At 68.3% G+C, this 13,136-nt stretch carries 14 protein-coding genes and 2 pseudogenes; 10 read left to right on the top strand and 6 right to left on the bottom strand.

Annotated features, from left to right (window positions below):
- From ACWDR3_RS44615 to ACWDR3_RS44595, 5 genes and pseudogenes are all read left to right on the top strand, one after another.
- A pseudogene (locus ACWDR3_RS44615) lies at positions 1-369 on the top strand (ABC transporter); the annotation flags it as partial.
- The gene (locus ACWDR3_RS44610; protein WP_450358423.1) at positions 366-1,157 is read left to right on the top strand and encodes an ABC transporter permease; all 792 of its coding nucleotides are present in this window, start codon (positions 366-368) and stop codon (positions 1,155-1,157) included. The pseudogene ACWDR3_RS44615 and the gene ACWDR3_RS44610, both read left to right, overlap by 4 nt.
- Positions 1,158-1,370: 213 nt before the next feature.
- Positions 1,371-3,092, top strand: a complete 1,722-nt coding sequence (locus ACWDR3_RS44605; protein ID WP_450358422.1) for a class I mannose-6-phosphate isomerase — start codon at positions 1,371-1,373, stop codon at positions 3,090-3,092.
- A gap of 101 nt (positions 3,093-3,193) precedes the next feature.
- A complete protein-coding gene (locus ACWDR3_RS44600; RefSeq protein ID WP_450358425.1) occupies positions 3,194-4,291 on the top strand; it encodes an ROK family protein in 1,098 nt (365 codons plus the stop codon).
- Positions 4,288-5,313 carry a LacI family DNA-binding transcriptional regulator gene (locus ACWDR3_RS44595; protein ID WP_450358421.1) on the top strand — a complete coding sequence of 342 codons (1,026 nt, stop codon included), beginning with the start codon at positions 4,288-4,290 and terminating at the stop codon, positions 5,311-5,313. The genes ACWDR3_RS44600 and ACWDR3_RS44595 overlap by 4 nt, the downstream gene beginning before the upstream one ends.
- Positions 5,314-5,381: 68 nt before the next feature.
- On the opposite strand, the gene ACWDR3_RS44590 is transcribed toward ACWDR3_RS44595, so the two are convergent.
- A complete protein-coding gene (locus tag ACWDR3_RS44590; RefSeq protein WP_450358420.1) occupies positions 5,382-5,768 on the bottom strand; it encodes a (R)-mandelonitrile lyase in 387 nt (128 codons plus the stop codon).
- Positions 5,769-5,979: 211 nt separating this feature from the next.
- On the opposite strand from ACWDR3_RS44590, the gene ACWDR3_RS44585 reads away from it, so the two are divergent.
- On the top strand, positions 5,980-6,861 hold the full coding sequence (locus ACWDR3_RS44585; RefSeq protein WP_450358419.1) for a helix-turn-helix transcriptional regulator: 882 nt from the start codon (positions 5,980-5,982) through the stop codon (positions 6,859-6,861).
- A 536-nt stretch (positions 6,862-7,397) separates the two neighbouring features.
- Here ACWDR3_RS44585 and ACWDR3_RS44580 read toward each other — a convergent pair.
- Positions 7,398-7,823 (bottom strand): hypothetical protein, encoded by a 426-nt coding sequence (locus ACWDR3_RS44580; protein ID WP_450358424.1) that lies wholly within the window; start codon positions 7,821-7,823, stop codon positions 7,398-7,400.
- Between the two features lie 121 nt (positions 7,824-7,944).
- Here ACWDR3_RS44580 and ACWDR3_RS44575 point away from each other — a divergent pair, with 121 nt between their 5' ends.
- A complete protein-coding gene (locus ACWDR3_RS44575; protein ID WP_450358418.1) occupies positions 7,945-8,331 on the top strand; it encodes a hypothetical protein in 387 nt (128 codons plus the stop codon).
- A 115-nt stretch (positions 8,332-8,446) separates the two neighbouring features.
- Here the strand turns inward: ACWDR3_RS44575 and ACWDR3_RS44570 are convergent, their stop codons facing one another.
- Complete coding sequence (locus tag ACWDR3_RS44570) at positions 8,447-9,091, bottom strand: NAD(P)-dependent oxidoreductase (RefSeq protein ID WP_450358417.1); 645 nt, start codon at positions 9,089-9,091, stop codon at positions 8,447-8,449.
- Between the two features lie 62 nt (positions 9,092-9,153).
- Positions 9,154-9,936, bottom strand: a complete 783-nt coding sequence (locus ACWDR3_RS44565; RefSeq protein ID WP_450358416.1) for an MBL fold metallo-hydrolase — start codon at positions 9,934-9,936, stop codon at positions 9,154-9,156.
- 130 nt (positions 9,937-10,066) lie between these two features.
- Between ACWDR3_RS44565 and ACWDR3_RS44560 the strand changes: the two genes are divergently transcribed.
- On the top strand, positions 10,067-10,963 hold the full coding sequence (locus ACWDR3_RS44560; protein WP_450358415.1) for an AraC family transcriptional regulator: 897 nt from the start codon (positions 10,067-10,069) through the stop codon (positions 10,961-10,963).
- 14 nt (positions 10,964-10,977) lie between these two features.
- Here ACWDR3_RS44560 and ACWDR3_RS44555 read toward each other — a convergent pair whose 3' ends face one another.
- On the bottom strand, positions 10,978-11,586 hold the full coding sequence (locus ACWDR3_RS44555; RefSeq protein ID WP_450358414.1) for a TetR/AcrR family transcriptional regulator: 609 nt from the start codon (positions 11,584-11,586) through the stop codon (positions 10,978-10,980).
- A 5-nt stretch (positions 11,587-11,591) separates the two neighbouring features.
- On the bottom strand, positions 11,592-11,795 hold the full coding sequence (locus tag ACWDR3_RS44550; protein ID WP_450358413.1) for a hypothetical protein: 204 nt from the start codon (positions 11,793-11,795) through the stop codon (positions 11,592-11,594).
- A gap of 20 nt (positions 11,796-11,815) precedes the next feature.
- Between ACWDR3_RS44550 and ACWDR3_RS44545 the strand changes: the two genes are divergently transcribed.
- Complete coding sequence (locus ACWDR3_RS44545) at positions 11,816-12,652, top strand: mycofactocin-coupled SDR family oxidoreductase (protein ID WP_450358412.1); 837 nt, start codon at positions 11,816-11,818, stop codon at positions 12,650-12,652.
- A gap of 24 nt (positions 12,653-12,676) precedes the next feature.
- A pseudogene (locus tag ACWDR3_RS44540) lies at positions 12,677-13,136 on the top strand (cytochrome P450); the annotation flags it as partial.

Here is a 13,136-nt window from a genome sequence, read left to right as displayed (position 1 = left end):
CTCACCACCCAGTACCTGGAGGAGGCCGACCAACTCGCCGACCGCATCGCCGTGCTGAACAACGGCAAGCTGGTCGCCGAGGGCAGCGCGGCCGAACTCAAGCGGCTGATCCCCGGCGGTCACGTCCGCCTTCGCTTCTCCGACCCGACCGCCTACCAGAGCGCCGCCGCCGCGCTCAAGGAGGTCACCCGTGACGACGAGGCGCTGGCGCTGCAGATTCCCAGCGACGGCACGCAGCGCGAGCTCCGCTCCGTCCTGGACTGGCTGGACGCGGCCGGCATCGAGGCCGACGAACTCTCCGTACACACGCCCGACTTGGACGACGTGTTCTTCGCCCTCACCGCAACCAACAAGGAGACCGTCCGATGAGTACCGCGACCTACGCCTTCCGCGACAACATGACCATGCTGCGGCGCAACCTCCTGCACGCCCGCCGCTACCCCTCCCTCACCCTCAACCTCCTGCTCACCCCCGTCATCCTCCTCCTGCTGTTCGTCTACGTCTTCGGCAACGTGATGAGCGCCGGCATCACCGGCGGCCCCGCCGACCGCTCCGAATACATCGCCTACCTCGTGCCCGGCATCCTCTTCCTCACCGTCGCCATGACCTCACTCGGCACCGCCGTCGCCGTCTGCACCGACATGACCGAAGGCATCATGGCCCGCTTCCGCACCATGGCCATCTCCCGCGCCTCCGTACTCATCGGCCACGTCATCGGCAGCGTCATCCAGACCATGATGGCCCTCGTCCTCGTCCTGGGCATCGGACTGGCCATCGGCTTCCGGCCCGACGCCTCACCCGTGGAATGGATCGCCGCGGCAGGACTGATGGCCCTGGTCGCCCTCGCCCTCACCTGGCTCGCGGTCGGCATCGGACTGATCAGCCCCAACCCCGAGGGCGCCAGCAACATCGGCACCCCCCTGATCATGCTGCCCTTCCTGTCCAGCGCCTTCGTCCCCGTCGACGCCATGCCCGGCTGGTTCCGCTGGTTCGCCGAATACCAGCCCTTCTCACCCGCCATCGAAACCCTCCGCGGCCTCCTCCTCGGCACCGAGATCGGCACCAAGAACGCACTCCTCGCCGTCGGCTGGTGCCTGGCCATGACCGCGATCGGCTACTTCTGGTCCAAGGCCAAGTTCAACCGCGACCCGAGGTAGCCGAGGGGCGAACGCGTTGGTGGGTTAACGACAACATCCCGGAAGCGGCAAGGGGACGTCACATCTGGCGCCACAGCCGAGCCTTGGTTGTCGCATAGCAGCAGTTCAAATGCAGGGAGTGGGAGAAGAATCCCTGCGATCCGAGGCACGGTCCACTCTAGACGGCGAATGTTATCGTTAACTTCCCTCGTGGAGCCCAGCCAAGGAGAAGATGTGTCGAGCCCGTCTCGTTCGTACGATCCGAACCCCAGCTATGAGCCCGTGGACGGACAGGTGGCCGCAGGCTGGCCGGCAGCGGTCGCCGGGCTGCCTGCCGCTCCGCTCACACTGTCCGTGGACGGCCCTGCCGCACTGGACTGGGACGCGCTGGCCGAAGGACTGTCCGCGGCCGTCCGATCCGCCGGGCGGCAGGTGAAGTTGGTGGATGTCCGCCGCCACTACGCACCGGCGGCTGCCGAGCGGATAGCCGCCCGGCCCGTCCCCGCCGACGACCCCTTCTTCACTCCCCTGTCCGAGGCTCTGGTCGCCGACCTCTTCGACTCCGTCCCCCAGGAGGTCAGACTCCCGGACGACGACGTGGTGGTGGTGTTCGGACCGGGCGCGGCACTGTGCGAGCCCGATCTGCTGTGGTATGCGGACCTGCCGAAACGGTACGCCGAAGCCGCCGTGGCACACGGTCAGCTGCCGGTGGGCGTCAACCTCGCCCGCCTCGACGAACCGGGCCACCTGGTGCGGCTGTTCTACACCGACTGGCCCGTGCTGGACCGCCACCGCGACGCGCACGCGACCCACGTCGACCGGTGGATCGACGTACAGGACGCGACAACCCCCACCTCACTGGACGGCACAGCCCTGCGCAGCACCCTGGAACACCTGGCCCGCGGGCCCGTACGCACGCGCCCCTACTTCAACTCCACTCCCTGGGGCGGCCATTGGGCAGCGAGCGAACTCGGTTTCACCCCGCAGGCCGGCAACACCGCACTCGGCTACGAACTGATCGCCCCCGAAGCGGGAGTCCTCATCGGCGACAAGGACGGGCCACAGGTCGAGGTCCCCTTCCAACTCCTCTGTGTCCTGCACCCGAAGGCCATGCTCGGCGAGGAAGTCCACCGCGCCTTCGGTACCTCCTTCCCGATCCGGTTCGACTACCTCGACACGATCGGAGGCGGCAATCTCTCCCTGCACTGCCACCCGCGGGAGCAGTACATGCGGGAGGTCTTCGGCTGGCCGTACACCCAACACGAGACGTACTACGTCACCGCCAGCGAGCCCGGCGCCCAAGTCTTCCTCGGGCTCACCGAGCACGCGGATCTCGACGTCATGCGCCGCCAGGTGGAGGACGCCATCGCACAGGGCACCCCCCTGCCCGTCGAGGACCACGTCCAGATCCACCCGGCCACCGTCGGCCAGCTGTTCATGATCCCCGCGGGCACCCCGCACGCCTCCGGGGCGGGCAACCTGGTGCTGGAGGTGAGCGCGACCCCGTACCTGTACTCGCTGCGTTTCTACGACTGGCTCCGCAAAGATGCCGCCGGTGCCTCCCGACCGTTGCCCTACGAACACGGCTTCGCCAACCTGGACACCGCTCGGCGCGGGGAGGACGTGACGAAGGAGCTGATCCAGCAGCCGCGCACCCTGCGCGCGGGCGAGGGCTGGCGCGAGGAGGTCATCGGTGCGCTGCCGGAGATGTTCTACGCGGTGCACCGCCTGGTCGTGGCCCCGGATGCCGGCATCGCCGACGACACCGCCGGCCGCTTCCACATCCTCAACGTCTCCGCGGGCCAGGGCGCCGTCATCGAGACCCACGACGGAGGCAGCCGCTTCCTGGCTTTCGCGGAGACGATCACCGTGCCCGCCGCGGCCGGCCCCTATCGCATCCGCGCGGTGGGCGGCGACGAAGTGCACATCGTCAAGGCCCTGGTGGTCGAGCCGTGAGCGATGCCGCTCAGGGGGCCGGTGCTACTAGGCGGGCGAGTACCACTCGGCGGGCCGGCGTCTCTCAACGGACCGGTGCTACACGGCGGATCGGTGCGCCGATCCCCGTGCTCGACATCGGCGGGACACATGTCACCGCCGCCCTGGTCGACCCCGCGACCGGCCGTCCCCTCCCGTCCTCGGTGCTCCGCAGACCCCTGGGCTCCGGCGCCGCGGCCGACAGCATCCTCGACGCCATCGCCCTGGCCGCCCTGGAACTGCCCGCCGAGCACGGGCCGATCTGGGGCGTGGCCATACCGGGCCCCTTCGACTACGACACCGGGGTGGGCCGCTTCACGGGCGTCGGGAAGTTCGAGGCCCTGTCCGGTGTCGACGTCGGGGCCGGACTGCGTGGGCGGCTGGCTCACCGGGCCGAACACCTGCGCTTCCTCAACGACGCCGATGCCTTCGCCCTCGGCGAGTATCACGCGGGAGCCGCGGCGGGGCACGAGCGCGTGGTGTGCCTGACGCTGGGCACGGGAGTGGGCTCGTCGTTCCTGCGCGGCGGACGGCCGGTGCACGACGGCACACAGGTGCCACCCTGCGGTCACGTGCACCGGCTGACCGTGCGCGACGACCTGCCGCTGGAGGAGTACGTCTCACGCCGTGCCATCCGCGCCCAGTACGCCCACTACGCCCGCCTCGATGTCGTCGCGGGGAATCGGTCCCGGCCTGACGTCCATGAATCCCGGCTTGACGTCCATGAATCCCGGCTTGACGTCCATGAATCCCTGCCTGACGTCCATGAATCCCTGCCTGACGCCCATGAATCCCTGCCTGACGTCCATGAATCCCTGCCTGACGTCCACGAGATCGCCGCGCTGGCCATGGCGGGCAACCAGGCCGCCGCGAAAGCCTTCCGCTACGCTTTCGAAGCTCTCGGCGAGGCACTTGCCCCGTGGGTCGACCGCTTCGAGGCCACTGCGGTGGTGATCGGTGGATCCATGGCCCAGTCCTGGGACTTGATCCACCCCGCGTTCTCCGCAGGGTTGGTTCGGGCCGGCGCGACGACGGTCCGTGTGTTGCCGGCCGGGCAGCCGGCGGAGGCACCTCTGATCGGAGCAGCCCACTGGGCGCAGGACACACCGAACGCGGAGCGTCGAGGATCGACCAGGTCCGGGACACCGCCACGGCTGACGCAAGAAGGAGAAGGGGTATGACCGCTCGCCGAGGCGGCGGGCCGACCATGCACGACGTCGGGAAACTCGCGCAGGTCAGCGCCATGACAGTCTCGCGGGTCCTCAAGAACGACCCCGCGGTCTCCGAAGCGTCCCGCGAACGGGTCTTCGCCGCGGTCGACCGTCTCGGCTACCGCCTCAACGAGACCGCGCGCAGCCTACGGCTCGGCGGCAGCAGGATGATCGGTCTCGTCGTCACCAACCTTGCCAACCCCTTCTATTCGCGTCTCGCGCTCGGGGTCCAGGAAGTCCTCGCCGAACACGACTTCCGGATGCTGCTCAGCAACACCGGCGAACAGGCGGATCTCGAACCCGGTCTCGTCGACGGTCTCATCGAGCACCGGGTCGAAGGCCTGATCGTCGTCCCCGCCGGCAGTCGACAGCAGCACCTGGCCGACGCCATGCGCCATGTGCCGGTCGTCCTCGCCGCACGGCCACCCGCCGGACTCGACACCGACTGTGTGCTGGTCGAGGACTTCCACGGCGCCCGCGAGGCCACCGCCTGCCTCCTGGCCGAGGGACACACCCGCATCGCCTTCCTCGGCAATCCGCCGGCGCTGTACACGGGGGCGGAACGCCTGCGCGGCTTCTGGGCAGCACACGAGGAGTCCGCCGTGGAGCCCGACAACACCCTGATCCGGCAGGGCCTTGTCGACGCCGCGACCGCTGAGCGAGCGGTCCGCGAACTCCTCGACCTTCCCGAGGGCCCCACAGCGCTGTTCTGCACGAACAACCGCATCAGCCAGGGCGCGATCCGCGCCCTGCACAAGGCCGGCGCCACCCTCCCCCTGGCCGGCTTCGACGACTTCGACTACTCCGACCTCCTCGGCCTGCCCCTGACACTCGTCTCCTACGACGCCGACGAGATCGGCCGACAGGCCGCACGTCTCCTCATCGACCGCCTCAGCCACCAGGACTCCGACCCCCCGGCCGCCCGGCGCATCACGGTCCCGACCCATGTGATGCGCTACGGCCCTCAACCCGGCGAACACCCCCGAGACTGACCGCCGTACGGCGCCCAACTACCGCCGGAGCACTCGCCGTTGAGGCGAGTGCCGGGGCCACGGCGGGTCTAGCCGGGGTACTCGCCCTCGGTGAGGTGACGACCCCAAGCGGTGTGATTGCCGGTCTCGTCGGCCGCCTGGTAGGCGATCTGGGCGTGGAAGCACGTGGGGGTGGCTCCGTGCCAGTGATTCTCGCCGGGCTCGATGTAGACGCGGTCACCCGGACGTATTTCTTCGACCGGTCCCCCCTCGCGCTGGACGAGGCCGACTCCCTCCGTACCGAAAATCGTCTGGCCGAGAGGGTGGCTGTGCCATGCCGTACGCGCTCCAGGCGTGAAGTGGACAACTCCGCCCATGATCCGCGAGGGCGGCAACGGCTTGCTGATGACGTCGATATAGACGTCTCCGGAGAATCCCTCGGCGGGACCGGCCATGGTTTCGATCCCATTCCTCATGACGTTCATCTTCGTACTCCTGTGTCGATCTGAATCGGCCTGTATCGACCTGTATCGGCCCTGTAACGGTGTTCGTTTCGAGCGTGTCTTCTCGCTCGAATTCGGCCTGAGCCCAAGGAAAACACCGTTCCAGGGAGGACTGGGAGGTCGGGCTTATCCATGTACCAGCAGGGCACCCCTCGGCCTCGGCTCCGGGAGTAATCTCGTGGTTGTGGACGCGAAGACCGAGATACGGGATTTCATCACCTCGCGGCGAGCGAAGATCACGCCCGAGGAGGTCGGCCTGGCCTCCTACGGGCCGCGACGGGTCCCCGGGCTCCGGCGAGAAGAGGTCGCGGCCCTGGCGGGGGTCAGCATCGACTACTACAACCGGATGGAGCGCGGCAACCTCACGGGTGTCTCGGAGGAGATCCTCGAAGCGATCGCGGGCGCGCTTCGCCTCGACGAGGCCGAGCGGGCGCACCTCTTCGACCTGGCTCGCGCCTCGAAAGGCCAGACCACCGGCAAGCGCCGCAGGCCGCCCAAACAGGCTGTGCGCCCGAGCATCGAGTGGATGGTCAACGCGATGAACGGCGCTGCCGCGTTCGTCGTCAACAGCCGCCAGGACGTACTGGCCGTGAACCATCTAGGCCGGGAATTCTATGCGCCGATGTTCACATCACACGCACCCGCGAACGTGGCCCGTTTCACCTATCTCGATCCGCGGGCCAAGGAATTCTTCGCCGACTGGGACCGCACGGCCAAAGAATGCGTCGCGGCCCTGCGCGTACAAGCCGGGCGCGACCCATCCGACCGTGACCTGTCCGATCTAGTCGGCGAACTCTCCACGCACTCCGCGGAATTCTCCGCGTTCTGGGCCACCCACAATGTGCGCCTGCACCGCAAAGCGGAGAAGCAGTTCAACCACCCTGTCGTGGGCGAGCTCACCTTGCGGTACGAACGCCTCGCGATAACGGCCGACCCTGGTGTGGAGATCTTCGTCTACGTGGCGGAGCCGGGATCACGGTCCGAGGAGAGATTCAACTTCCTGGCCAGCTATCCGGGAGGCAGCAGCGGGGTGCCGAGCGGCACGCCTTCCAGGTCGGACACCTGAGAACGGATACTCGACGAAGGCGAATCTCCGCCCGTCCGGGGCCCAACTGTTGACGTTGATGGTGCCCTGGCCGCCCGGCAATTCGCGGATGGTCCGGGCAGCGGTCCAGCCCCCGTCGCGGACGAGCCGGATCTCGACGAGTCGGTCGGCCGGATGGCCGACGGTTCCGGGCGGGTAGCTCAGATAGACGGCCGCGCCGCTATCGGGCGCCAGGTGGGGAAACCAGTTCACGCGCTGGTCGAAGGTGAGCTGCTCGACCTCGGTGCCGTCGACACGCATGCGCGCGATCTGGGCGTGCCCCGGTTCCGACCGGGCGACCGTCGATCTTCCACTGCCCTGGGGTCACGCCCGCGCGGGCGGATCAACGGCTTGCCAATCTCCCACTGGAGTGGCCGAACATCACGCCCACAGTCGTCGCACCCTCTCGCCGTCTTGCTCACCCCCACGACCGTCCACCCGGCTGCCGATGCCAGCGGCTTGAACGTCCTCAACCAATAGGCGCGTCAAGGGACTTACTCCGCGGCTGTCGCACGGGCTCAGTACTCGCGGACCATCGCCAGGTTGCCTTCGAAGACCTCATCGCCGCGACGACTGGTGAAGAACCCCGGGATCGCGAGCGATCGTCCTTTTGCCCGATGCACGCGCGCCTCCCACCAGGCCCCGCTGCGTGTCTGGTGGCTGCGCGACTCAATGCCGGTGATCTCACTCCACGGGATCGCTCGGCGACTGACGAGTGTGGAGAACTGGATCCGATCAGGCGCGAGGAGCGTTCGGCCATAGCCGCGGTTGATCATTTGGAAGAGCGAGGCCAGCCAAAGGACACCGACGACGCCAGCCCACCACCAGCGGCCCGTCGTGACTGTCGCCTCCGTCGCTACTGCCATGCCCGCGAACAGCAGCGTCAGGGCCCCGGTCCACCACCAGTTCCTACGCCGGGCAGCGCTGTCGAGACCGATCCACATCTCCGGCACGCGCCGATGCTACAGACAGCCAGGATGAGACCCCATCCACAGCACGGGCAACGCCCCCGCCTGCGACGGCGCAGCCGCGGGTGTCCATCTCGCTCCGTAAACTTTGGCTCGTATGCCCGTCCTTGATGGCTACGCGCACGCTGACGATGTCCCGCCCGACCCGAAGGACCAAGCCGTGCCCGACCGACCCGAGATTGTCTACATCTGCGGCTCTACCCGGTTCGTGGACGAGATGAGCGCGGCGAACCGTGAGTTGACCCTCGCAGGTGTCATCGTCGTCGCGCCAGGCGTCTTCCTGCGCGCCGAGGATCACGAAGCAGACGAGTTGATCACCGACGAGCAGAAGACCGCGCTGGGCGCCCTCCACCTTCGCAAGATCGACCTGGCTGACCGGGTTCTGGTCGTCAACCCAGGCGGGTACATCGGCGAATCCACGCGCAGGGAGATCGCATACGCCCACGCCACCGGCAAGCCGATCTCGTTCACCGATCCCCTCTGACCACGCGGCAGTTCGTGGTGCGCGCTGGCAACGAGTCCCGGTCAGCCGTGGAGTTCTTGTCGACCACGACAAGAAGGAGGACGCCCGCAGTTCGCTCACTGCTGCGGTGACGGCTTCAGTAGCCCACGGTGAAGCGGCGGTTGAGGTGTCCGGGGGCCTCGATCTCGTCCACGAGGGCTACGGCGTAGTCCTCGTAGGAGATGCGGGTTTCGCCGTCGGCGCCGGTGACCGGGTGGTCCAGGCCGGTGCGGTAGCGGCCCGTGCGCTCGCCGGGAGCGAAGTGCACCGGCGGTGGGGAGAGGTAGGTCCAGGTGACGTCGTCACCGAGGTCGAGGTAGGCGTCGAGGGCTTGGATCTGGCCGATGGCGTAGGGCTTGAACTCCTCGGGGAAGTCAGGCGCGTCGAAGAAGCGCACACCGTCGGCGTTGAGGAGGCTCGCGCCACCGCCCATGTGCACGACCCGCGGGCCGACCGGGCCCAGGACGCGTACGGCCCCGGCGACGGTGGCAACGGCGGCGGTGTACAGATGCGCGTCCGGGCCGCCGACAGTCAGCACCAGCGCGTCGGCTCCCTTGGCCAGGTCGGTGACCGACTCGGGATCGGTGACGTCGCCGGACACCAACCGCACCCCGCTGGGCGCCTGGGCGATCCGGGAGAGGTCCCGGGCCACCGCGGTGACCTCATGACCACGTGCGACAGCCTCGGCGACGACACGGGAGCCGGCCTTCCCGGCGGCTCCGAACACCACGATCCTGCTCATGTCCTTGATCTCTTTCCTTGTCCGGCAGTGCCGTTGGTGCCGTTCAGTTGTCGTACGGCGGATCAGGCGCCGTGCGCGCCGAAGAGGTACTGGTTGCCGATGTCGATCAAGAACTGGCCGCCGTACGACGGGTAGCGCTCCAGGATCGTCTTCTTGTACGCCTCACCGTCGTCGCCGAGCAGTTCGCCCGCGGCGGCGAGGTAGCCGCGCAACTCGGTGTAGACGCCCGGCGTGGCGGGCAGGCCGTGCCCGGCCAGGATCGTGTCGTACGAGGTGTCGGCGGCCAGGGCGTCGACCGCTTTCTGCCAGCCGGCGATGTCGTTGTTGCCCAGGAAGAGGTGAGTGGCGTGGTAGACGAGGTCCTGGGCGACCAGGACGCTCTGCTCGGGCAGCCTGATGACGAGTTCGTCGGCCGCCTCGCCGCCGGCCACGGCCTCGAAGACGAAGGGCACGCCGTCGATGACCTCGACACCGGGGCTGATCTCGACGGTCGGCGTGACATCGGTGACCGGGATGAGTGTGCCGGTCGGGTCCTGGGCGTCGCCTTGGGCGGCGATCTGGTCGCGCACGGCGGCGAGAGCGTGCACGGGCGCCTCGAAGCGGGCCGCGCCGTGGAAGTGGTCGGGGTGGGCGTGCGTGACGATCAGCCGGTCGATCGGCTTACCCAGCCCCTTGGCGTAGGCGACGACCTCGTCGGCGTACCGCAGCGCGTACTGCGCGTCGACGGCCACGATCCGGCCCGGGGTCTCGATCAGCTGGGTGGTGACATTCAGACTGTCGTCCGGTGCCATGTAGCTGTGGACGCGGACGGCGCCCTTGTCGATGACCGTGACAGTGCCGTTCATGCTGCGCTTCTTCCTGGTCAGGTGGTATCCGATCAACCATCGCTGCTTCCACTGTCACCTGTGCGCCGCGACTGGTCGAGATACGCTGACGACTCCTGATGGTCAAACACGGACATGAGGGAGGTCTCCCGTGTCGGCCTCCGAAGCCGCCGCCGTCCCCCTGGACGAACCGATTCCCGGATTCGGCTTCAACCCGCCCACCGCGCCGGTCGCCGGATTCGAGCTGACCGAGTTGGCGAGTCTGCACGCGCGGATGGCCGACGGCAGCCTGCAGCGCGTCCACCGCGTCGACTTCCACACCGTCACCCTGATCACCTCGGGCAGCGGGGAACACTCCGTCGACTTCGTCACCTACCCGTGCCGCCCCGGCACCCTGCTGTGGATCCGCCCCGGCCAGGTCCAGCGTTTCGGCCGCCCCGGCACCATGCAGGGCACCCACCTGCTGTTCACCCCCACCTTCCCGCCCCACCTGGCGAGCACTGACCGCCTGGTACGTGGGTGGTACGGCCCCGTCTGCCGACAACTGGGCACCGGCGGCGACTTCGCCACCCTGTCCGCCCTACTGAGCAGGCTGCGCGCCGAGTTCGCCCGCCCGGACGGCACCGTGTCGCAGGAGATTCTCCAACTCCTGCTCGCCACCGTGCTGTTGCACATCGACCGCCTGCCGCAGCCGGGACCGGATGGCGACCCGCACACCGGCAGCGAGGTCTACGCCCGCTTCCGCGCCGAACTGGAACGCTCCTACGCCACCACCCGCCGCGCCGAGGACTACGCCCACCGGCTGGGCTACACCGTCAAGACCCTCACCCGCGCCTGCCTGGCCGCCACCGGACAGCCCGTCAAACAGGTCATCGACGCCCGCGTCGCCCTCCAGGCCCAGCGGCTGCTCGCCCACACCGACGCACCCGTCACGGCCATCGCCCGCCGCCTGGGCTTCTCCGAACCCACCAACTTCGGCAAGTTCTTCACCCGCCACACCGGCACGACACCGGGCACCTTCCGTCGCACCCACCACGCCGCGCACTGAGCCGCCGCCTGCTCTCAAGGGCGTACTGCCTCAACCGTTTTCGGTGGCCCCTCGTAGCGCTGGAGGAACCGCTCCACGAATTCGAGGGCCTCGGTGTGGCGGGTCGTCATGCCCATCGTGTTCTCCATCATCAGGATCCGGCCCAGAGCGTTCGTCAGCATGAGCAGCACGGCTGGAGACAGCTCGGGCGGCAGTTCGATGCCCGTTTCCGTGATCCGTCGGGTGAGCGCCGCCAGTTGTGCCTCGCGGTAGCGGTCGGCGAAGGCGGCGAGTTCGGTGCGGATCGACTTGCGGTGGTTGGCCAGGGCGGCGAACTCGGTGGTCAGCGCGTTGCCCGGGTGACTGGCGATCCGCCACAGGGTGTGCAGCGGCTGGGGGCCGTCCAGCAGGCGGGCGACCCGCTCCATTTCGTGGGTGCCGCGCCGCCGCAGCATCGCGAGGAACAGATCGTCCAGCGTGCGGAAGTAGTACAGAACCAGCGCCGGCGCCACCTCGGCCTCGCGAGCCACCCGCCGGATGCCCACGGAGGCATAACCCTCCTCAAGCATCAGCCGCTCGGCCACGTCGAGCAGGACCTGGCGCGTCTTGGAGTTCTCGGTGCCCATACGGCGAGGCGCAGTCATGCCGCTCATTGTGCTTGACGGCCTCGGCGGGCGCTGTTAAACAGTTGTTCAGCGCCCGCGTTGAACAACTGTTCAGCGTGAATGGAGGGCCATGTCGATGGGTCGCTCGCGCGGGCCGGCATCACCGGGATCGACGTGCGCGGACGATCCGACTCGGCGGCGTGCAGGCCGTGTTCACCGACCAGCAACTCATCCTCATGCGCATTCACCACAGGAACCGAGGTCACTCATGCCCGGACGAGTAGAAGGCAAGGTCGCGTTCATCACCGGTGCCGCCCGTGGCCAGGGCCGCAGTCATGCCGTGCGGTTGGCCGAGGAGGGCGCCGACATCATCGCCGTCGACGTGTGCAAGCAGCTCGACGGCGTCACCTTCGCGATGTCCACTCCCGAGGATCTGGAGGAAACCGTCAGGCAGGTCGAGAAGTTGGGCCGTCGTGTTCACGCCGTGCAGGCGGACGTCCGCGATCACGACGCGCTGAAGGCGGCCGTGGACGACGGAGTCGCCGAATTCGGGCGCCTCGACATCGTGGTGGCCAATGCCGGTCTGGGCAGCGACGGCGGCCCGCTCGACGCCATGGAGGAGAAGACCTGGCGCGACATGATCGACGTCAACCTCACCGGCGTATGGCTGTCCGCCAAGGTCGCCATCCCGCACGTCGTCGCCGGCGGGCGGGGCGGCGCCATCATCCTGACCAGCTCCGTCGGCGGCCTGAAGGGCTACGCCAACATCGGCCACTACATCGCCGCCAAGCACGGCGTGGTCGGCCTGATGCGCACGATGGCAGGGGAGTTGGGACAGCACGGCATCCGCGTCAACACCCTGCACCCCACCCAGGTCAACACACCGATGGTGATGCACGAAGGTACGTACCGAATGTTCCGCCCCGACCTGGAGAACCCCACCGTCGACGACTTCGCGGCGGTCTCCCAGGGCATGCACGTGCTCCCCACCCCCTGGGTGGAGTCGCTGGACATCAGCAACGCTGTCCTCTTCCTCGCCTCCGACGAGGCCCGTTTCATCACCGGCGTGACGCTGCCGATCGACGCCGGTGCCCTGATCAAGTGAGCCGCACAGCAAGGGAGTTGTGCCATGACCACGGCCGACACGATCTACTGGGACCCCTACGATCCCGCCCTCGCCCGCGACCCCTATCCCCTCTACGCGCGACTGCGTGAGGAGTCTCCGCTCTACTACAACGACAAGCACGACTTCTACGCGGTCAGCCGTCACGCGGACGTCCAGCGCGGGCTCGCGGACTGGCAGACCTTCTCCTCGTCCCGCGGCGACATCCTGGAGATCATCCAGGCGGACGTCGAACTCCCGCCCGGCACCCTCATCTTCGAGGACCCGCCCGTCCACGACATTCACCGCCGCCTGCTCGCCCGGGTGTTCACACCCCGCCGGATCGCCACCCTCGAACCGCGCGTACGGGCCTTCTGCCGCAAGGCACTTGAGCCCGTGACCGGCGCCGAGAGGTTCGACCTGGTCGAGGCTGTCGGCGCCGAGATGCCGATGCGGGTGATCGGGATGCTCCTGGGCATCCCCGAGG

Source organism: Streptomyces sp. NPDC001002 (assembly GCF_053599215.1).
The sequence above is the reverse complement of the archived record's forward strand: the minus strand, read 5'-3'. Positions and strand labels throughout refer to the sequence as shown.